This is a genomic window from Pantoea sp. X-Soil-ISGK-259 (assembly GCF_059730705.1).
Genome location: NZ_AP035987.1, coordinates 360,296 through 379,032 on the forward strand (window position 1 = coordinate 360,296; position 18,737 = coordinate 379,032).

Genomic DNA, 18,737 nt, shown 5'->3' on the forward strand with positions numbered 1-18,737 from the left:
GTTAAAAACATTTTGCAGAGCTCTGTGCCAGCGTCAGATATAAAACCTACCGACGATAAGCCAGTGAGCGCACCAGCCGGTCGCCGAGTTTCTGAATCAGCATCACCAGTGCCAGCAGCACCACAATGGTGGCCGTCATGATCTGGTTGTCGAAGCGCTGATAACCGTAACGAATCGCCAGATCACCCAGTCCGCCGCCACCGACCACGCCCGCCATCGCCGAGAAGCCAATCAGCATCACAATCGTCAGGGTAACGCCCGCCACCAGTGCGGGTAGCGCTTCCGGCAGCAGCACACGGCTGACGATATGCCACAGCGTGCCGCCCATTGATACCACCGCTTCAATGCGGCCGCGATCGACCTCATCCAGCGCGTTCTCCACAATGCGGGCAAAGAAAGGAAACGCGCCCAGCGTAATCGGCACAATGGCGGCAGTGCTGCCCAGCGTGGTGCCGACCAGCAGACGGGTAAAGGGGATCAGCGCAATCAGCAGCACCACAAACGGCAACGCGCGTCCGGTATTGACCAGCGTATTCAGCAGCAGTGAAATCCCACGATTGGGCAGAATGCCTTTTGGCCGGGTCAGAAACAGCATCACACCCACCGGCAGCCCTATCGCGACCGTGAAAAGTGCCGCCAGCAGCACCATGTACAGTGTTTCGCCAGTGGCATTCAGCAGCAGTTCCTGAAACCGCTCACTACTCATGCTACGCATCGGGTTAATGCCTCATGCTGATATTTTTTGATAAACGCCCGGTCTGCTTCGCCATCCCTCAGCAGCATTTTGCGCAGGCGTCCCTCTTCACGTCCCATGATCTGGCTCAGGCTGCCGCTTTCAACCAGCTGGCCATTCTCCAGCAGTGCCGCTCCGTCACAAATCCGCTTCACCACCGCCATTTCATGGGTAATCAACACAATGGTGATGTTGAGCTGCTGCTGAATGTCGGCAAGCAAATCGAGAATCGAGGTGGTGGTTTCGGGGTCCAGCGCGCTGGTGGCCTCATCACACAGCAGATAACGGGGTCGGGCGGCCAGCGCACGGGCGATGCCGACACGCTGTTTCTGCCCACCTGAGAGTTGCGACGGCCAGGCTTTGCCAGACGATTCCAGCCCCACCAGCTTCAGCAATGAGGCCACACGCTGGCGGCGCTCCGCCGCTCGCACACCGGCAATCTCCAGCGCCAGATCGACGTTGTCCTGTACATTGCGCGAATGCAGCAGATTGAAGTGCTGGAAGATCATCCCCATCTGCTGACGCTGCTGACGCAGTTGCGCCAGGCTCATCGCGGCGAGATCCTGGCCGTCAATCTCAATCCGCCCGCTGGAAGGGCTTTCCAGCCGGTTCAGGCAGCGTAGCAGCGTGCTTTTACCCGCCCCGCTTCGTCCGAGGATGCCAAAGATGGTGCCCTCTTCGATGGTGAGTGAGATGTCGTCCAGAGCTGGCGCAGGTGCGCCAGCGTAATGTTTACTGAGATGGCTGATTTTAATCATGCTGCTCGTCCGCAACCGGAATCACAGAGCCCTGATAATTTTTACGGATAAACGCCGCCACCTGCGGCGAGCGCAGATCTTTTGCCAGCTGTAACACGCGCGGATCTTTAGCCCGTTCAGGCGTGGTCACCAGCAGGTTGGCGTAAGGGTTATGGGCCGCGGACTCCAGACCCAGCGCATCTTTCGCAGGCGTCAGCCCGGCTTCCAGCGCGTAGTTGCCATTAATCACGGCGGCATCCACATCATCCAGCGAGCGCGGCAGCTGTGGCGACTCAATCTCAACGATTTTAATATTCTTCGGGTTTTCACTGATATCTTTCGGCGTCACCAGCGTCGAACCCGCCTCTCCCTTCGCGCTTAGTTTGATCACCCCTTTGTCCTGCAACAGCCACAGTGCACGGCTCAGGTTGGTGGTGTTATTCGGCACAGCAATGCTGGCACCCTCTGGCAGCGCCGCCAGTGATTTCACCTTGCGCGAGTAAATCCCCAGCGGCTCAATATGCACGCTGGCAACGACGGCAAAGGTTTTACCCAGCGCTTTCTCCTGATCTTTCAGATAAGGCAGATGCTGGAAGTAGTTGGCATCGACATCTCCGGCGGCCAGCAGTTCATTGGCATTCACGCCGCCGCTCAGCTCGACAATTTTGATATCCAGTTTTGGATCCAGAGTTTTGACATACTCCAGGATTTCCGCGTGCGGCAGGGGATCAGCCGCCACGCGCAGCGGTGCAGCCTGTAAGCTTTGAGCAATCAGCAGTGAAAGACCGGCCACGACCAGAAAGCGCTTTTTAATCATCATCATTTATCTCTTATCGTTATCAGTGAGTGTTATGTTCGGGATAGAAACGCCGGGCGACGTCCGGATGCGAACGCAGCCGGCCCTTGAGGTAGTTCCAGCCCACTTCGCGCAGCAGTGGGTTGAGCGGATCGCTGCCCGGTCCCTGTGCCAGCCGAGCCAGCTGGGGAGGCAGTTGATAGACTGGCACCACCGCATCCAGCTGGGCACCCAGGAAGAAGGCAATGGATAAGCGCTCGCTGCTTTGAGGTGGTGAGACCACGCGATGCACCGTCGCGCGCAGGTAGCCGTTGGTCGCCAGCTCCAGCAGTTCGCCAATGTTCACCACAAAGGCACCCGGCAGCGGCGACGCATCGATCCAGTTGTCCGGTGTCACTTCAACCTGCAGGCCCGGCTGGTCATCCTGCAACAGCATGGTCAGGAAGCCGGAATCTTTATGCGCGCCAACACCCTGGCGTGATTCGCCCTGGGTGCGTCCCGGATAGCGAATCAGTTTGATATGTTCGTTGGGATAGTCGCCGTAGAGGTTGTCGAAAGCGTTGCGCGGCAGATTAAGTGCCTGGGCAAAGGCGCGCAGTAACGCCAGCGCTACCTCTGTCATCTGCTGCTGCCAGCGGGTGACCACGGTTTGCAGTTCTGGTAAGGCTTCAGGCCACTGATTCGGCCCCTGCATCCGTTGCCAGGTGGGGGAATCGGCAGTAACGGGCAGCGCTTCCCGTTCCGCACCAATATCGAACTGCTCACGATAGTCGGGCTGGCTGCGGGTTATTTCCACGCCCGCCAGGTTATAACCACGAAAATGAGGCGAGTTAGCCATCGCTACCGCGGATTTTTCCGCCTGTGGCAGGGCAAAAAATTTCCGCGCGACGTCCTGAACCTCATCTGATAATTCACGGTCGATGCCGTGATTGATTAAATAGAAGAAACCGACATCACGCGCGGCCTGGCTTAACTTTTCCAGCACCTGTTGCTGCTGCTGTTGATTACCTGACAATAATGCGAAATCGATAACCGGCAATTCTGCTGTTGTTAACGCGCTCATGAGAGAGACTCTGTTGGCATGGAATAGCCTTACACTGCCATTCCCTTTATGCGTTAACTACCAACTAATCCTGCTATGGATATGCGGTGGATGGAAATATACCACCACCCCTTAGCCATCCCTGCCGCAGATTACTCTGCATGCGTGAGCCTCTTTTTCGGCAGTCATTGTGGCGAAAACAGCCATAAACAGATCCACACATGAAAAGAGCTATTACCAGGCAATATTTAAAAATGTTTATGGCCGTAAGCACTCAGGAGTCAGAGCGCCGTGCTGAATTTTCCATCAAAGTTAGCTTTTTCGGCTGAAAACTTGCAAAACCTTACAATCGTGGTCTATGGTTAACCGGCTGCGGCTTTTGCCGCTTCACTTAAAATTTTTCGGCTTCTTATAGCTTTCATTTCCACGGTTTCTTCTGAACATTGTTTGCGGCTGCGAAAGCTATAAGACTCCTTCATTGATGCACCTGAGGAGAATATGGACACCAGAAACTCATCGTCTGAACACCCAAAGAAACATTTCTGGAACAGGAAGCCTAAAGAGCTGACTGTCGACGACATTACCGTGATCGATAACGACATGCTGAAGCGTGCGGTTGGCGCAGCGGCATTAGGTAATGCGATGGAATGGTTCGACTTCGGGGTATACAGCTATCTCGCCGTGATCATCGGCAAAGTCTTTTTCCCTGATGCCAACAACGCGGTTCAGCTGATTGCCACCTTTGGTACGTTCGCAGCGGCCTTCCTGGTGCGTCCGATTGGTGGCCTGGTATTCGGGCCGCTGGGTGACCGTATCGGCCGACAGAAAGTGCTGGCGATGACAATGATCATGATGTCGATCGGGACATTCTGTATCGGTCTGATCCCGGCATACTCTTCAATCGGCATCATGGCACCCATTCTGCTTCTGGTGGCGCGCCTGATTCAGGGCTTCTCGACCGGGGGTGAATATGGCGGTGCCGCGACCTTTATCGCCGAGTACTCCACCGATAAACGCCGTGGCTTTATGGGCAGCTTCCTTGAGTTCGGGACCATTGGCGGCTATCTGATGGGTGCCAGCCTGGTGACGGTCATGACGACCGTGATGTCCAATGAGGCCATGATGTCCTGGGGCTGGCGCGTGCCGTTCTTTATCGCCGCGCCGCTGGGCCTGTTTGGTCTCTATGTGCGACTGAAGCTGGAAGAGACTCCAGCATTCCAGCAGCATATGGAAAAACAGGAAGCGCTGGAGCAGAGCAAACCGCGTCTGACACTGATGCAGATGCTGAGCAAATACCGTGCGCCGATGATGAAGTGTATTGGTCTGGTGCTGCTGTTTAACGTTTCTAACTATATGCTGACGTCGTACATGCCGAGCTACCTGACCGGGATACTGGGTCTGCCAGAGTTAAGTGGCCTGCTTCTGGTGATGGTGGCGATGTTTGTGATGATGCCGCTGACGCTGCTTTGGGGTCGCTGGACTGACCGTATTGGTCGTCGTCCGGTAATTGCCTTTGGTGCGGTGGGCCTGATTCTCCTCGCTATCCCGAGCTTTATGCTGATCGGGTCCGGGAATATGTGGGCGGTATTTGGCGGACTCATGATTCTGGGTGTGTTGCATACCTGCTTCAGCGGCACCATGCCTTCGACGCTGCCAGCCCTGTTCACCACCGATATCCGTTACAGTGCGCTGGCCATTGGCTTTAACCTGTCAGTTTCCCTGTTTGGTGGTACCACACCGCTGATTACCGCATGGCTGGTGGATACCACTAAAAACACGATGATGCCGGCCTACTACATGATGGGCGCGGGCGTGATTGGCCTGCTGACTATCCTGACGGTACGTGAAACGGCCCGTCAACCGCTGACCGGTTCATCCCCTGCGGTAGCAACTAAGGCAGAAGCGCATCGCCTGATTGATAAGCTGCGTAAACGGCCTAAGCCTGCCGCGACAGCGTGTAAATAAGTGTTCTGACACCCTGCTCTGCAGGGTGTTTTTTTATCTGCGACCGGACGCTCCGCCCACCTTATTTAACCGCCCTTACGCGTGCCACAAGCGTTTCTTTATTCCGGGTGCAGATTATTCATTACTGAAGCGGCCCACTGTGCTGGCCGCCCCCAGCGCATGGCCTTTCAGTTGCGTGACCAACTCTGCCTGGGTTAACCCCGCTTTCAGCTGCCCCACCGGTAAATCGGTGGCGATCAGCACAAAGTTATAGTGATGCAGACCACTGCCTGCTGGCGGGCAAGGCCCGTAATAATGCAGCGTGCCTGGCGTATTTTTTCCACCGGTATAATCCTTGCCCTTTGTCAGCGCCCCCTGCGCAAAAGACGTGCGGCTGGCAGGAATGTTATAGGCCACCATGTGCGTGACCCCCAGCCCTTTGGCCCCGACCGGATCGGTCATCAGCAGCGCAAAACTGCGGGTTCCCGCAGGCGCAGCAGACCAGTTGAGTTGAGGAGAAATATTCTCACCGGTACAGGAAGGATTACTTTTATTGGCACCGGCAAACTTTTTATCCAGTAGCGCATTATCGCTGAAGTCCTCAGATTGCAGCGTAAACACCGACGCCGCCAGCGTGGTCATGGGCAACACGGCAAGCACCGTTGCGCAGAGTAATTTTTTCACCAGCCACTCCTTATCAGATTAATCAAGAGATTATGTCCCGGATGGATTGCGTCACTGCCTGTTTACTATAACGGCTTTAATACGATTGACCCGACTGACCGCCCGTTCAGGAGTAAGAAAACGGCAAATCTATGATCTCCGTCGCGCTGGCTGATAGTGCTGACGCGTTGCCCTATGGCGTATTACCCGATATAAGTTAACTTCTCTGGCTGAAGTTTCGCCTGAATCATCGTCACTGTCACCGATAAGTGGACACTATGCAGATTGAAGACCTTCGGATTTACGTTGCCGTGATGCATGCTGGCAACTTTACTGCAGCGGCTGAGCATCTGATGTTATCGAAACAGTATGTCAGCCGCCGCATGGCCGCGCTGGAGGCGTCATTGGGAGTACGACTGCTGATACGCAATACCCGTAAGCTGTCTGTAACCGATGCAGGTTTATTGTTCGCGCAACATGCTCAGCGCATTCTGGATGAGATTCAGGAAGCAGAGCTGGCAGTGTCTGAGCAGCAACAGGCGCTGCGTGGCACCTTCCGCATTAATATGCCGATGTCCTTTGGTATGAGCCACCTGTCGCCGCTGATCGCCGAGTTCCTCAGCCACCACCCGGCATTGCAGTTTCAGATTGAGCTGGCGGATCGCTATGCGGATGTCATTGGCGAAGGCGTGGACATGGCGATACGCATCGGCACCCTGGCGGACTCAACGCTGATTGCTCGGCCGCTGGGCGAGCTGAAACGGGTGATCTGCTGCAGTCCCGGTTATCTGAAACGGGCTGGCACGCCGCAGCATCCCGATGAGTTACTGCAACACGCCTGTCTGCGTTATGGACGAGAAGGTCAGAATGGCTGGGAGTTGCAGGTCAATGGCAAAGCGAAATGGCTGGCCGTTCAGGGTCCGATGGTGAGTAACAATGGCGAAGTGCTGCGGGATGCGGCACTGGCGGGTTTAGGACTGGTGCTGCTACCCGCCTTTATCCTTGAGACTGCGCTGCAACGTGGTGAGCTGGTGACGGTACTGGACGGCTGCCAGCCGCCACCCCTGTCACTGAATGCGGTTTACCCGCAGCACCGTCAGCGCAGCGAAGTAAACCGTCAGTTACTGGCGTTTTTACAGGCGCGTTTGGCGCCATAGGTGTGCCGGAAAGTTTAAAGCTGTTTTAACGCTGCAAACACTCTGGCCACCGCGACGGCACCCGGATCAGACACGCCGTTGAGGTTAGCACTGTTAAGATAAGATGATCGGCCCGCTTTTGCTTTCCCCATGCTGGCGGTTGCATCACTGCCCTGCTGTGCCGCATCAGCCGCCTCTGCCAGCGATTTACCCGCCACCAGTGCCTCGATAGCCGGTTGCAGCGCATCAATCAGCGTGCGATCCCCGGGTCGTGCCCCGCCATACTGTTTCATCTTGTCCAGACCCTGCAGCAAGGCTGCGGGCAGTGCACCACCTTCCGCCAGCTGCTGCGCGGCAGCGGTGAAAAAGATCGCCATCAGCACGCCGCTGGAGCCGCCCATCACCGTCGCCAGTCGTTCACCCGTCACCGCGAGCAGATCCGGTAAGGCATTTAACGGCAGCTTGTTATCCGCACATTCACGCTGGATCTGACGCGCACCTGCAGCAAAGGTCGAGCCGGTATCGCCATCGCCCACCTGGGCATCCAGTTTATTCAGCTCGCTTTCGCTGGCGATCAGGGTTGAACAGATGCTGTCAACGAAAGCCGCCACCGTCGGGTTATCAGAGGGTTGGGCCGTCTGTGCTGTTGCCTCTCTGGGGGCAATAACAGGCTGCAGAGGCGCAATTTTAACAGCCGGAACCCAGCCGCTGACCTCTACCGGCGCGCAGATTGCCTCCTCGAACAGCGGTGTCAACGTCATGGAGGTGACGGAAAAGCCTTTCATGTCCAGCGCGGTCATCAGCGGAGCCGGGCCAATCAGATAATCACTGCCCCGGCTGAGCGGCGACTCAATCAGGTCCCGCGTTACCAGACTCATCTCCAGCGCGGACATGCCACCAAGATTATTGACTAACAGCGCGCGTGGCTGATCGTTGTCCGGCACCACTTTCTCCAGCAGATGCTGCACAATCTGCTGACTGTTTTGCGTCTGCATTACGTCAACACCCGGTTCGCCGTGAATCCCCAGCCCCATTTCAACGCTGCCGTCTGGCACCCGCTGGCCGGTCTGCTCATCCGGCAGATGGCAGCTTGAGAGCGCAACGCCCATAGTGGCGATAGCACGACTGGCTGCCTCTGCTGCCTCGGTCACCGCCGCCAGGTCATCCCCCCTTTCTGCGACGAAGCCCGCCACTTTATGCACCAGCAACGTGCCCGCTACGCCGCGTGGCTGAGGGTTATCGGGCAACGCAACATCATCACCGACAATCACCATAGTGACGCTGAATCCCGCTTTACGCGCTTTTTCTGCTGCCAGACCGAAGTTGAGTCGATCCCCGGTGTAGTTTTTCACAATCAGCAGACATCCTGCCTCACCGGTAATATTGATGATGGCGTTGTAAACCGCGTCCACGCTGGGAGAAGCAAACACATCGCCACAGACGGCCGCCGTCAGCATCCCTTTGCCGATAAAACCGACATGCGCCGGTTCATGGCCTGAACCGCCACCGGAAATCAGCGCGACCTGCTGTTTTTGCCAGTCATTACGCATCACGATGCGAATGCGCGGATCGACCTGCAACCGGACCAGATTGCGCCACGGGCTGGCGTAAATCATGCCATCTAACGCGCTGTCGACGAGATCATCCTTTTTATTCATTACGAATCGGGTCATGTATTCTTTCCTCATAGGCATGCGGGTTTGCTGATGAAGCAGTGTTACATACCACTGACGACTGTGAGAAATCCATCAACAGGTCTATAGCCTGATTTCAGACATACCGCACGAAAACCAGCGGGCACAGGCGCAGCGATTTTTACTAATTGATTGATTTTTATCAAATGTCTTTACCTGAAAGTGAGAGGGTCTGCGCAGAACATCCACCGGAGATCACGGATGTTAAAAATCCATTTGTTAACAGAGGATGTTTTAATGACCCAACGTATGATTCTCAATGAAACCGCCTGGTTTGGTGCTGGTGCTTTGCGCCATTTGCCGGAAGAGGTACAACGTCGCGGGATGCGAAAAGCACTGATCGTTACTGACAAAGCGCTGGTCGCGGCGGGTGCGCTGAAACGGGTGACTGATCTGCTGGCGCACCATCAGCTTGACTGGGCGGTGTATGATGAGGTGGTGCCGAATCCTACCATTCGGGTTGTGCAGAAGGGTGTTGCGGTGTTCAGAGAGTCAGATGCCGACTACCTGATAGCCATCGGTGGCGGCTCACCACAGGATACCAGCAAGGCGATCGGCATTATTATTAATAACCCTGAGTTTGAAGATGTCCGCAGTCTGGAAGGCGCCAGCCCCACCCGCCATCCGTGTGTGCCAATCATCGCCATCCCGACCACGGCAGGCACAGCCGCAGAAGTGACGATTAATTACGTCATTACTGATGAAGAGAAGCGCCGTAAGTTTGTCTGTGTCGATCCTCATGACATTCCGAAAGTGGCGATCATTGATGCGGAGATGATGGCGAGCATGCCAGCTTCGCTGAAGGCTGCGACGGGTATTGATGCCTTAACCCATGCCATTGAAGGCTACATCACACGCGGCGCCTGGCCCCTGACCGATATGCTGCACCTCAAAGCCATTGAGATTATCAGCCAGTCACTGCGCAAATCGGTGGCAGGAAATATTGAGGCGGTTGAGCAGATGGCGCTGGGACAATATGTGGCCGGTATGGGTTTCTCCAATGTCGGCCTTGGTCTGGTGCATGGCATGGCACACCCGCTTGGCGCGTTTTATAACGTCCCGCACGGTGTAGCGAACGCTATTCTGCTGCCGCAGGTGATGGCGTGGAATGCCTCCTGCACAGGCGAAAAATATCGCGATGTTGCCCGCGCAATGGGTGTAAAACAGGTCGAGTCATTATCGCTGGATCAGGCGCGGGAAGCGGCGGTCGCCGCGGTTCGTCAGCTCTGTCGCGATGTGGGTATTCCCCGCTCGCTGCGTGAAGTGGGCTTAAAAGAAGTGGATATCCCAGCACTGGCACAGGCGGCGCTGGATGATGTCTGCACTGGCGGCAACCCACGGACTCCGGACCTGGAGGAAGTGATGGCGTTATATCACCAGAGTTAAGTCACACCCCTTGGCGCTGTAATATATTGCCCGCACTCGCTGGCGGGCTTTTTACATCCTGCAAACGAATAACAGAGAAGTATTCGCCAGCGGTTGTAGGAATGCATTTGCGGCGGCAGCAAAGGTTTTAGCGGCATTTTTCGGCCGGGTTTCAGCCTGAAATCGCCTGATGTGATAGTGCAGTTCAGCGTCCGAATTGCGCGCTTAATCCATGATTTCTTTAGATCCTAAACCGCGCACCTCTTGATCTGGATCACAAAAATCCGCATCATGCGCAGCGAAAACCTTAATGACGCTGCGGAGATTACGATGACACTGTACCAGGGAATGCTCATTTTCTATGCTGTTGTTGCACTGGTCGCTACGCTGATCACGTTCTTCATCGCAAAAGATAAGCTGAGTATCAAACTGCTGAGCGCCTTTTTAGTCGGTGCGACCTGGCCGATGAGTTTTCCTGTCGCCCTGATGTTTGCGCTGTTTTAATTGACAGAATCTCCTTAGCGACCACACTCAGGTAAGACGTCCCTGACCTGCAAACCGGCGATCACCGACGTAAATTTGTTCGTGACGGTTAATAAGGAGCGGCTATGCGCGTTGTCAGTGTGATGATTCTGGTTTCACTTCTTAGTGCATGTAGCGCCAGCGCCCCATGGCACGCTGAAAAACCAGTTCCCGCAGCCGAAACCCGTCAGCAGACCTGTCAGCCCGGCACCGATCCCAGCCAGAATGACTGCGGTCACTTCCCTGAACCTGAATTCCATTGATGACTAAACAGCAGACAGTGTGGCGAGATCGCATTTACGCTATTCCATCGCATAACAAGGCTTTACACGCCGCTACCCGGTCAGTAGAGTAGCGTCCAGACATCAATTCTGATGCGTAAGCGTTAACGTCAAGCAACGCCCCCGCAGCACTGCTGCCTGTGATGATCCCTGCCATGATGCCTGTACAACACGCCGCTAAATCTCTTACTGCGTTTTCAAGCGCTACGTTTTTTTTGTTCGTCCTGCTGCTTACTGCCGCGAACCTTCGCGCACCTATTACTGTCGCTGGCCCGGTATTGCAGGATATTCGTCAGACGTTTGGACTCACTGCCGGTGAAGCGGGCCTGTTTAATTTTATTCCACTTATTCTCTTTTCACTGCTCGCCCCACCCGCCGCCTGGCTGGGAAATCAGCTTGGGCTGGAGCGGAGTTTGTGGGGTGCGCTGTGTCTGATCACGGCCGGTTCACTGTTGCGCTGGCACCCCGCCGAAGCAGCACTGTGGGGGGGAACGCTGCTGCTTAGCGCAGGCATTGCCGCCGCCAACGTGTTGTTGCCGCCACTGATTAAACGCGATTTCACCGCCCACACCGCTAAATATATTGGTCTCTATGCTGCAACGATGTCGATCACTGCCAGCCTAGCTTCAGGCATTGCCGTGCCGCTGAGCCAGCTTTCATCGGCCGGCTGGCGACTCTCATTGGTCGTCTGGGCACTGCCCGGGCTGGTGGCGCTGGTTGTCTGGCTGCCGCTGTTGCGTCAGCGGCAGTCAACACTCGCGGCAACCGATGCGCCCGTCGCGTATCGTCATCCCTGGAAATCAGCCGGGGGCTGGCAGATCGCGCTGTTTATGGCGCTGCAGTCGCTGGCATTTTATACCCTGATCGACTGGTTTGCTGTCTTTGCTCAGGACAATGGCTTCAGTCAGACCCGTGCGGGCTGGCTGCTGTTCTGGTATCAGGCGATTGCGATCATTGCCAATCTGGGCTGTATGGTGATTCTGAAGCGGGTTAAAGACGCCCGGCTCACTGCATTCATTGCCTCATCAGGCATTTTCCTCGGCATGCTGGGTTTATTGCTCAATCCACAGTGGGCGATGATCTGGCTGACACTGGCGGGCCTTGGCGCAGGCGCATCACTGGTGCTCTGCCTTTCGCTGTTTAATCTGCGAGCCACGCATCATCGCCAGGCTTCGCAATTGTCAGGCATGGCACAATGTGTGGGTTATGCGCTGGCGGCATTTGGCCCTTTGTTTTTCGGCGTGCTCCATGAGCAGAGCGGTAACTGGACGCTGCCTTTCGGTGTACTGGCCCTGCTGAGCCTGTTGCAGATGCTGCTGGCTCCGCTGGCAGCGCAGTCAAAACCTATTAGCTGAGATTGCGGCGAGCCGCTAACAAATAAAAATTTGCCGGTCGCGGCTGGATTGCTTCGTCGATCAGCAAGAATGGACGGGAGAAAAGTGCGTGTCTGAACTGAATAATGCTCTGCTGCAGGCGATCCTGAAGCAGGTTCGTCCACTGGTGCATCAGGGAAAAGTGGCTGACTATATTCCTGCGCTGGCCGATGTGGCTGCCGATAATCTGGCGATTGCGGTTTGCCTGCGTGACGGCACCCTCTTTCAGGCGGGTGATGCTGAGACGCGCTTTTCGATTCAGTCGATCTCAAAGGCGCTCTCACTCACTGTGGCACTGACGCGCTATGACGACAGCGAAATCTGGCAGCGGGTCGGCAAAGAGCCCTCAGGTCAGCCTTTTAATTCGCTGGTGCAGCTTGAGCTGGAACAGGGTAAGCCGCGTAACCCTTTCATCAATGCCGGTGCACTGGTGATTTGCGATCTGCTGGAAACCCGTCTGACCGCACCACGGCAGCGAATGCTGGAAATTGTGCGTCAGCTCAGTCAGCAGCCCGATATTAATTATGATCGCCATGTTGCCCGTTCTGAATTTGAACACTCGGCCCGTAATGCAGCCATCGCCTGGTTAATGAAGTCGTTTGGTAATTTTGATAATGATGTCACCAGCGTGATGCAGACCTATTTCCACTATTGCTCACTTTCAATGAACTGCATTGAGCTGGCCCGCACCTTTATCTACCTGGCGAATCAGGGAAAAACGCTGGATGGCAGTCAGATGATCACGCCACGTCAGGCCCGACAGATAAACGCACTGATGATCACCAGCGGAATGTACGATGGCGCAGGCGAGTTCGCATGGCGCGTCGGAATGCCAGCTAAGTCAGGTGTGGGGGGTGGAATTATTGCTATCATTCCCGGCGAGATGAGCATCGCCGTCTGGTCACCTGGGCTGGACAGCGCGGGTAATTCACTCGCGGGAACCGCTGTGCTGGAATTGCTGACTGATAAGCTGGGACGTTCGATATTTTGATGCTGAGCGTGAATATTTAGCTCGCTGTCATAAAACACGGCGGGATTGCCGGATGTCGGGAAAGCCGTCTGATTTGAAGGGTGCCGTGTGCCGCGCGCTGGCGATGTGAGGCATGAGGCACCAGTAATTATCAGAGTGCAAAAAATATCTTAGTGTGAAATTTGTGTCAGATCGTCTTCATTCAGACCGGTCATCTGCATAACCGTGTTGCGATCCATACCATTCATCAGCAGGTTACGCGCAATTCTCAGGCTCGCGCCACGAACACCTTCTTTTCGTCCCTGTTCGATGCCCTGTTCGATGCCTTTCTCAAGACCTATCTGCTCAAGCTGTTGTGCAATAGTCATAAGTGCGTTCTCGTGTTGGGGCACACGCCGTGCCAGCTCCCGTACAAAGGCTTTGGCGTCTGATGTTTCGCCCGCCTGTACCATGTAGTGTACCAGCGATATCACCTGTGATGAAGAGTGATCGCCTGCCATCAAAATGGATACCAGCCTGTCCATCAGCTCTGTCAGATCTCGCTGCCGGATGTGCTTTTGCAACAGGGTCAGAGCCGCCATGTTGCGGTGTTGCATGATCTCATCGTCAGGAATCACCGTGACATCGATCAGCGGAAAACTGTGGCTGTAAAGCCTGTCCGCCAGCACCGGGTCATCAAACTCATCCAGCCACCGGGTCGAATAGGGATAGGGCGTGCGTCTGCCGGTGTAAAACAGGATGGGTATCACCAGCGGCAATGTCTTATGCCCGGCTTCCAGATGGCGCTGCATAGCTGCCACTGCATAGCGCATCAGCCGAAATGCCATGTGTTTGTCAGGTGCTGACTGATGCTCAATAAGTACATGGATATATCCATCGCCAGCGGTTGTTTTAAGACTGTAAAGCACGTCGCTGAAGTACTGCCGAAGGTCATCCTCCACAAACGACCCCGACTCCAGCTTCAGGGTGCTGAGATCACAGCGTACGCGCAGCTCCGGCGGCAGGTGCAGCGCCATAAAATCCCGGGCAATATCCGGCTGAGTCAGAAATTGCCGGAATGTCGCATCATGAGGTGTGGGCGTGCTGTTCTTATTTTTCACTGGCCAGAATCCTTTCTTTTCCTGAAGCGCTTACAACGGCTGAGTCAGCCAGTAAAAGGCGCTAATTCCTGTCACGCACCAACGTTTAGTCACTGATGGAGATAACGAAACTAATAGCCTGATTAATAACCACTGTAAAACGTGTCACCTGAATTCTACGAGGTTGCTCTGAATATCAACGCATGTCAGAGATTAAAACTATTTCCGCAAGGCCCGACTCACCACATTAACCGGCTCGCCCTGCATAAAGGCCCCGATATTGGCCATCACGCCCGTCACCAGATTCTCCACACCGCTGCGACTCGCCCAGGCAATGTGCGGCGTCAGCAGCAGAGTTGGCAGATCCGCCAGCAGCGGATTGTCGGGCGCGGGCGGCTCGCTGCTCAGCACATCCAGCGCCGCGCCCCCAATGACACCCTGTTTTAACGCCTTAGCGAGGTCGGCTTCGTTGATCAGTCCGCCGCGCGCGGTATTGATTAGCAGCGTATGCGGTTTCATTTTCTCCAGCGCCTGACGATCGATCATCTGACGAGTGCTGTCACTCAACGGGCAGTGAAGCGAAATAATATCGCTTGTCGCGAGCATCTGTTCGAAGCTGACATAACCCTCACGCACCCTGTCACTGCCTTTACGCTCGGCGTACTGCACCTGCATACCCAGCGCCTTAGCCAGCCTGCCGACTGCCTGGCCAATGTCGCCCTTGCCCACGATACCCAGCATTGCGCCGCCAATATCCCCTATCGGCTGACGATGCAGACAGAAGTGCTGAGCCTGCGGCCAGTCGATGCGGGTATTGCTGGCGTAAGCCATCATCTGACGGCGCAGGGCAAAAATCGCGGCGATAACCGCCTCTGAAACGCTCTGGGTGGAGTAACCAGGAACATTACTGACCACAATGCCGCGTGTACGACAGGCATCGAGATCAATACAGTCATATCCGGTCGCCGCGACACAAATAAAGCGCAGATCGGGTAAGAGTTTTAAGGTGTCGGCACGCAACGGCACTTTATTGGTGATCGCGACTGTGGCGCCCGTAAGCGCCGACACGATTTCACTGACCGAAGTCTGTGCACGAATTTCCCAGTCAGCATTCTGCTTTCCGGTCGGCAGTGAAACAGGCAGCGTGTCGCCATCCAGCATGACAATTTTCATTCTTAATCCTTTATGGGTTCGGTTTAACTGCAGCCGAAACATTAATGTTATTTGTATGTGTTCTGGTGGTAACAACTACGTTAAATGATGCTGAAATTAAAGTGAATATGTTCAAAGAGTGCGAATTTTCTCGCTACAGAAGCCACTTTATTTAACCCTTTTATCCCCTTCGCGTTACACTGCCGCCCTGAATTCTGACCCCAAATGCCTGTTAAAATCATGCAGAGATCTGACATCCGACAGCGACTCACAGCCGGTATTGCGATACTGGCCGTGCTGCTGTTGTTTGTTGCCCCGATGATCTCTAAAAATCTGGCTGAACATCGCGCCATGATGCAGGATGCCTCTGCCATGAGCGCAGAGATGCCCATGATGGATCATCACAGCGAGATGGCGATGGCGGATCACGGGATGATGATGGGTTCGGGCTTTGCCTGTGGTTACTGCGATTTGCTGGTTCATGTGCCGCTGATGCTCTGGGTCTTTATCCCGTTCATCTGGTGGATGTGCCTGATAAGCCGCGCCCCGCCTCCTTCTGCCATTAATCCGCCGCAATGGCGACGATTACTGCGCCTTCACCGACCGCGTGCGCCACCCTGTTTTGCGTCACACCGACTGCTAACTGATTCGATTGCGTGACAACGTCACCAGATCGCCTTTGTCTTTTGAAAAGTGTGGAATGCTATGTCCTCTAATCGGGAAATGTCCCCTGCACCACGTGGCACTGTTTTTAACCTGTTTCGCCGCCTGCATTTTTATATTGGCCTGTTTATTGCGCCGTTTATTTTCGTCGCCGCTCTCACCGGTACGCTCTACGTTCTTACGCCGCAGCTGGAACAGGCGATTTACCACGATGCCCTGACCACTGACACGCAGGGTGTCGCACAACCGCTGTCAGCTCAGATTGCCGCTGCCCGTGCCCGTGCCGGTGAGTCCGCGCGCATTTACGCCGTGCGTCCCGCACCAGGCCCGCTGGATACAACCCGGGTGCAGTTTGCTGAGCCTCAGTTGGGTCCATCTGAGTCGCGCTCGCTGTTTATCGATCCCTACACCCTGCAGGTGAAAGGCGATATGACGGTCTATGGCACCAGCGGTGTGTTGCCGCTGCGAATGTGGCTGGATCAGCTGCATCGCGGCCTGTTGCTGGGAGATTTTGGTCGCAATTACAGTGAACTGGCGGCTTCGTGGCTGTGGGTCGCCGCGCTGGGTGGACTCGTTTTATGGGCCGGCACGCGGCCACCACGACACCGTAAAAAAGTGCAGAGTGGCTTTGCAGCAACGCGTCACTGGCACGTCACGCTGGGTCTGATTCTGGCCATCGGCCTGGTGTTCTTTTCAGTCACGGGGCTGACCTGGTCACAGTGGGCGGGCAACAACATTGATAAGATGCGCAGCGACTTCGGCTGGACAACGCCGCAGGTTAACACCGCGCTGAATGGTAACGTTCCTGCCGAAGCCGCCAATCCCCATGCTGACCATCGCGGTGCGATGGAAGGGATGACGATGTCCGGGATGACCATGCCAGCGAAAACCGCGCCGCCGGTGATCCTGAACCAACCGAATGCCAGCTGGGATCAGGCCCTGGCGGCTGCACGTCAGGCCGGACTTCACGCCACGAAACTGGAACTGCGCCAGCCTAAGAACGCTGAACAGGCATGGACAGTGTCAGAGATTGATCGCAGCTGGCCGAGCCAGGTCGATGCAGTTTCCATCAATCCGGTTAATTTCAGCGTGGTCGATCGCGTTGAGTTCGCCAGCTTCCCGCTGGTGGCGAAACTGACCCGCTGGGGCGTGGATGCCCATATGGGCGTGCTGTTTGGCCTGCCCAACCAGCTGATTCTGGCGCTGTTTGGCTTTGGTCTCTGCACAATGATTGTGCTGGGCTACCGCATGTGGTGGATACGTCGCCCGGCTGTTCCTCAGCTCAGCCCATCGCAGACGCTGTTGTCCGCCTGGCTGTCACTGCCGCGCTACGCACAGGGTACCAGTCTGATTGTCATGCTGGCCCTGGGCTATGCCCTGCCCGTTATGGGTGTCAGCCTGATAGTGCTGATTCTGCTGGATATTCAGCGCTGGCGCAGTGCGCAGCGAGCCGCTATCGTTCAGGTGGAAATCGCCCCGGATAAGCAGTCGCCGCTGGCTATCGTTCAGTCGCGCTTCGCCGGTAAACGTAAAGAGATGCGTTATTTTCTGCGCAGCGTCACGGTGCTGGCGCTGATTGTCATCTCGGTAATGGCAAATGCGATGATTGGTGGCGTGATTGATCAGTATCAGATCCCTTTCAGCCACTGGTCACTGACTATGTATATCACTCAGGCGATGATGATCCTGCTCTACTCCACCGTCTTTACCGGGCTGTTGTCGATTCCACTCTGGTATTTCTTTCTGGGTGAAAGTGACGAACAGGGCAAGTAGGCTGCCAGCACGGCAAATTGTCTATTATTCAAAATAACTGACGAAGCCGGGCAAATCCCCCGGCTTCTCATTTTACGTCTGAGGTCTATGATCGTTGTTATTGGTCACTTTATTTAAGAGCTAATCATGAACATTGTGCGAGCAAATCCTGAGCAACTTTTTGAGTACGGTCCTTTCACCGTTCGTCGCCAGCGGCCCGGCGCTGCCCTGAGCCCGCTGATCAGTGTTGACCTGATGTCGTTAAAACTGGATGCCCGGATTCCGATGCAGCAGCATCAGAATGAAGAAGTGTTCACTTACCTTTGGCGCGGTTCGATGCAACATCAGGACAGCAACGGCGAGCGCACACAGCTCTCTGCAAAGAAAGTGATGGTGGTCAATGCGGGTGAAGGTGTTCAGTACGAAGAGTCGGTGCCGCTGTATGAAGCGGAGCTGTTGCAGGCCGTGATTCGGCCTTCACAGCCGGGCGGGGAAGCGATGACTCAGGTGCTGGAACGCGGCCAGGGCATTATGACCAACGGCTGGACCGAACTGGCCGGGCCAGAAACGTCTGACGCGCCACTGGAACTGCGCCAGGAGGTCTATATCTACGACACGCTGCTGGCGCGCAACCATACGCTCAATGTGCCTTCAATGCCGGGATTTGTCGCTTATCTCACCGTGCTTGAAGGCATTATCCGCGTGGGCGATCACCGTCTGGGTCGTGGAGACGCAGTCAGCGGGCTGGATGACACCATTGAAATCGTGGGCGACCGTGAGGCTAATCTGGTCTGTTTCCTGGTGAAGCCCGATAATTTTGCATAAGAAAGCGCGG

At 55.4% G+C, this 18,737-nt stretch carries 18 protein-coding genes; 10 read left to right on the forward strand and 8 right to left on the reverse strand.

The window, feature by feature from the left end; genetic code table 11:
- Positions 1-46 precede the first annotated feature (46 nt).
- From AC6I77_RS20860 to AC6I77_RS20875, 4 genes are read right to left on the reverse strand one after another with little or no spacing between them, the layout of a single operon-like run.
- Positions 47-715, reverse strand: coding sequence for a methionine ABC transporter permease (locus tag AC6I77_RS20860; protein ID WP_140033847.1), 669 nt, complete (start codon positions 713-715; stop codon positions 47-49).
- Positions 703-1,491, reverse strand: a complete 789-nt coding sequence (locus AC6I77_RS20865) for a methionine ABC transporter ATP-binding protein (protein WP_052250677.1) — start codon at positions 1,489-1,491, stop codon at positions 703-705. Before AC6I77_RS20865 ends, AC6I77_RS20860 begins: the two co-directional genes overlap by 13 nt.
- Positions 1,484-2,287, reverse strand: coding sequence for a MetQ/NlpA family ABC transporter substrate-binding protein (locus tag AC6I77_RS20870; RefSeq protein WP_140034042.1), 804 nt, complete (start codon positions 2,285-2,287; stop codon positions 1,484-1,486). Before AC6I77_RS20870 ends, AC6I77_RS20865 begins: the two co-directional genes overlap by 8 nt.
- A 22-nt stretch (positions 2,288-2,309) precedes the next feature.
- The gene (locus tag AC6I77_RS20875; RefSeq protein WP_140033846.1) at positions 2,310-3,329 is read right to left on the reverse strand and encodes an isopenicillin N synthase family dioxygenase; all 1,020 of its coding nucleotides are present in this window, start codon (positions 3,327-3,329) and stop codon (positions 2,310-2,312) included.
- A gap of 477 nt (positions 3,330-3,806) precedes the next feature.
- On the opposite strand from AC6I77_RS20875, the gene proP reads away from it, so the two are divergent.
- Complete coding sequence (gene proP, locus AC6I77_RS20880) at positions 3,807-5,273, forward strand: glycine betaine/L-proline transporter ProP (protein ID WP_497817300.1); 1,467 nt, start codon at positions 3,807-3,809, stop codon at positions 5,271-5,273.
- Between the two features lie 114 nt (positions 5,274-5,387).
- On the opposite strand, the gene AC6I77_RS20885 is transcribed toward proP, so the two are convergent.
- Positions 5,388-5,936, reverse strand: a complete 549-nt coding sequence (locus AC6I77_RS20885; RefSeq protein ID WP_140915937.1) for a YbhB/YbcL family Raf kinase inhibitor-like protein — start codon at positions 5,934-5,936, stop codon at positions 5,388-5,390.
- A 257-nt stretch (positions 5,937-6,193) separates the two neighbouring features.
- Here AC6I77_RS20885 and AC6I77_RS20890 point away from each other — a divergent pair, with 257 nt between their 5' ends.
- Entirely contained in the window at positions 6,194-7,072 is an 879-nt protein-coding gene (locus AC6I77_RS20890; RefSeq protein ID WP_187513055.1) for a LysR family transcriptional regulator, read from the forward strand.
- A gap of 14 nt (positions 7,073-7,086) precedes the next feature.
- Here AC6I77_RS20890 and AC6I77_RS20895 read toward each other — a convergent pair whose 3' ends face one another.
- Positions 7,087-8,724: a dihydroxyacetone kinase subunit DhaK gene (locus AC6I77_RS20895; RefSeq protein WP_187513054.1), complete on the reverse strand. Its 1,638-nt coding sequence runs from the start codon at positions 8,722-8,724 to the stop codon at positions 7,087-7,089.
- 258 nt (positions 8,725-8,982) lie between these two features.
- Here AC6I77_RS20895 and fucO point away from each other — a divergent pair, with 258 nt between their 5' ends.
- From fucO to glsB, 5 genes are all read left to right on the forward strand, one after another.
- Entirely contained in the window at positions 8,983-10,131 is a 1,149-nt protein-coding gene (gene fucO, locus AC6I77_RS20900; protein ID WP_033762474.1) for a lactaldehyde reductase, read from the forward strand.
- A 309-nt stretch (positions 10,132-10,440) separates the two neighbouring features.
- Positions 10,441-10,614, forward strand: a complete 174-nt coding sequence (locus AC6I77_RS20905) for a GhoT/OrtT family toxin (RefSeq protein WP_008924737.1) — start codon at positions 10,441-10,443, stop codon at positions 10,612-10,614.
- 104 nt (positions 10,615-10,718) lie between these two features.
- On the forward strand, positions 10,719-10,895 hold the full coding sequence (locus AC6I77_RS20910) for a hypothetical protein (RefSeq protein ID WP_187513053.1): 177 nt from the start codon (positions 10,719-10,721) through the stop codon (positions 10,893-10,895).
- A gap of 173 nt (positions 10,896-11,068) precedes the next feature.
- Positions 11,069-12,268: a CynX/NimT family MFS transporter gene (locus tag AC6I77_RS20915; RefSeq protein ID WP_187513052.1), complete on the forward strand. Its 1,200-nt coding sequence runs from the start codon at positions 11,069-11,071 to the stop codon at positions 12,266-12,268.
- Between the two features lie 88 nt (positions 12,269-12,356).
- Positions 12,357-13,277, forward strand: a complete 921-nt coding sequence (glsB, locus tag AC6I77_RS20920) for a glutaminase B (protein ID WP_110411820.1) — start codon at positions 12,357-12,359, stop codon at positions 13,275-13,277.
- Between the two features lie 149 nt (positions 13,278-13,426).
- Here the strand turns inward: glsB and AC6I77_RS20925 are convergent, their stop codons facing one another.
- Positions 13,427-14,356, reverse strand: a complete 930-nt coding sequence (locus AC6I77_RS20925) for an Rpn family recombination-promoting nuclease/putative transposase (RefSeq protein WP_110411821.1) — start codon at positions 14,354-14,356, stop codon at positions 13,427-13,429.
- 198 nt (positions 14,357-14,554) lie between these two features.
- The gene (locus AC6I77_RS20930; protein WP_375150449.1) at positions 14,555-15,508 is read right to left on the reverse strand and encodes a D-2-hydroxyacid dehydrogenase; all 954 of its coding nucleotides are present in this window, start codon (positions 15,506-15,508) and stop codon (positions 14,555-14,557) included.
- 219 nt (positions 15,509-15,727) lie between these two features.
- Between AC6I77_RS20930 and AC6I77_RS20935 the strand changes: the two genes are divergently transcribed.
- The 3 genes from AC6I77_RS20935 (at position 15,728) to AC6I77_RS20945 (ending at position 18,727) form a co-directional block, all read left to right on the forward strand.
- On the forward strand, positions 15,728-16,147 hold the full coding sequence (locus AC6I77_RS20935) for a DUF2946 domain-containing protein (RefSeq protein WP_008924742.1): 420 nt from the start codon (positions 15,728-15,730) through the stop codon (positions 16,145-16,147).
- A gap of 45 nt (positions 16,148-16,192) precedes the next feature.
- Positions 16,193-17,923 carry a DUF2534 family protein gene (locus tag AC6I77_RS20940; RefSeq protein ID WP_497817301.1) on the forward strand — a complete coding sequence of 577 codons (1,731 nt, stop codon included), beginning with the start codon at positions 16,193-16,195 and terminating at the stop codon, positions 17,921-17,923.
- Positions 17,924-18,049: 126 nt separating this feature from the next.
- Positions 18,050-18,727 (forward strand): pirin family protein, encoded by a 678-nt coding sequence (locus AC6I77_RS20945; protein ID WP_497817302.1) that lies wholly within the window; start codon positions 18,050-18,052, stop codon positions 18,725-18,727.
- The last annotated feature ends 10 nt before the right edge of the window (positions 18,728-18,737 follow it).

Coding starts and splice junctions, on each gene's coding strand:
- AC6I77_RS20860 (WP_140033847.1), bottom strand. CDS start 715: ATGCGTAGCATGAGTAGTGAGCGGTTTCAGGAACTGCTGCTGAATGCC.
- AC6I77_RS20865 (WP_052250677.1), bottom strand. CDS start 1,491: ATGATTAAAATCAGCCATCTCAGTAAACATTACGCTGGCGCACCTGCG.
- AC6I77_RS20870 (WP_140034042.1), bottom strand. CDS start 2,287: ATGATTAAAAAGCGCTTTCTGGTCGTGGCCGGTCTTTCACTGCTGATT.
- AC6I77_RS20875 (WP_140033846.1), bottom strand. CDS start 3,329: ATGAGCGCGTTAACAACAGCAGAATTGCCGGTTATCGATTTCGCATTA.
- proP (WP_497817300.1), top strand. CDS start 3,807: ATGGACACCAGAAACTCATCGTCTGAACACCCAAAGAAACATTTCTGG.
- AC6I77_RS20890 (WP_187513055.1), top strand. CDS start 6,194: ATGCAGATTGAAGACCTTCGGATTTACGTTGCCGTGATGCATGCTGGC.
- AC6I77_RS20895 (WP_187513054.1), bottom strand. CDS start 8,724: ATGACCCGATTCGTAATGAATAAAAAGGATGATCTCGTCGACAGCGCG.
- fucO (WP_033762474.1), top strand. CDS start 8,983: ATGACCCAACGTATGATTCTCAATGAAACCGCCTGGTTTGGTGCTGGT.
- AC6I77_RS20905 (WP_008924737.1), top strand. CDS start 10,441: ATGACACTGTACCAGGGAATGCTCATTTTCTATGCTGTTGTTGCACTG.
- AC6I77_RS20910 (WP_187513053.1), top strand. CDS start 10,719: ATGCGCGTTGTCAGTGTGATGATTCTGGTTTCACTTCTTAGTGCATGT.
- AC6I77_RS20915 (WP_187513052.1), top strand. CDS start 11,069: ATGATGCCTGTACAACACGCCGCTAAATCTCTTACTGCGTTTTCAAGC.
- AC6I77_RS20930 (WP_375150449.1), bottom strand. CDS start 15,508: ATGAAAATTGTCATGCTGGATGGCGACACGCTGCCTGTTTCACTGCCG.
- AC6I77_RS20935 (WP_008924742.1), top strand. CDS start 15,728: ATGCAGAGATCTGACATCCGACAGCGACTCACAGCCGGTATTGCGATA.
- AC6I77_RS20940 (WP_497817301.1), top strand. CDS start 16,193: ATGTCCTCTAATCGGGAAATGTCCCCTGCACCACGTGGCACTGTTTTT.
- AC6I77_RS20945 (WP_497817302.1), top strand. CDS start 18,050: ATGAACATTGTGCGAGCAAATCCTGAGCAACTTTTTGAGTACGGTCCT.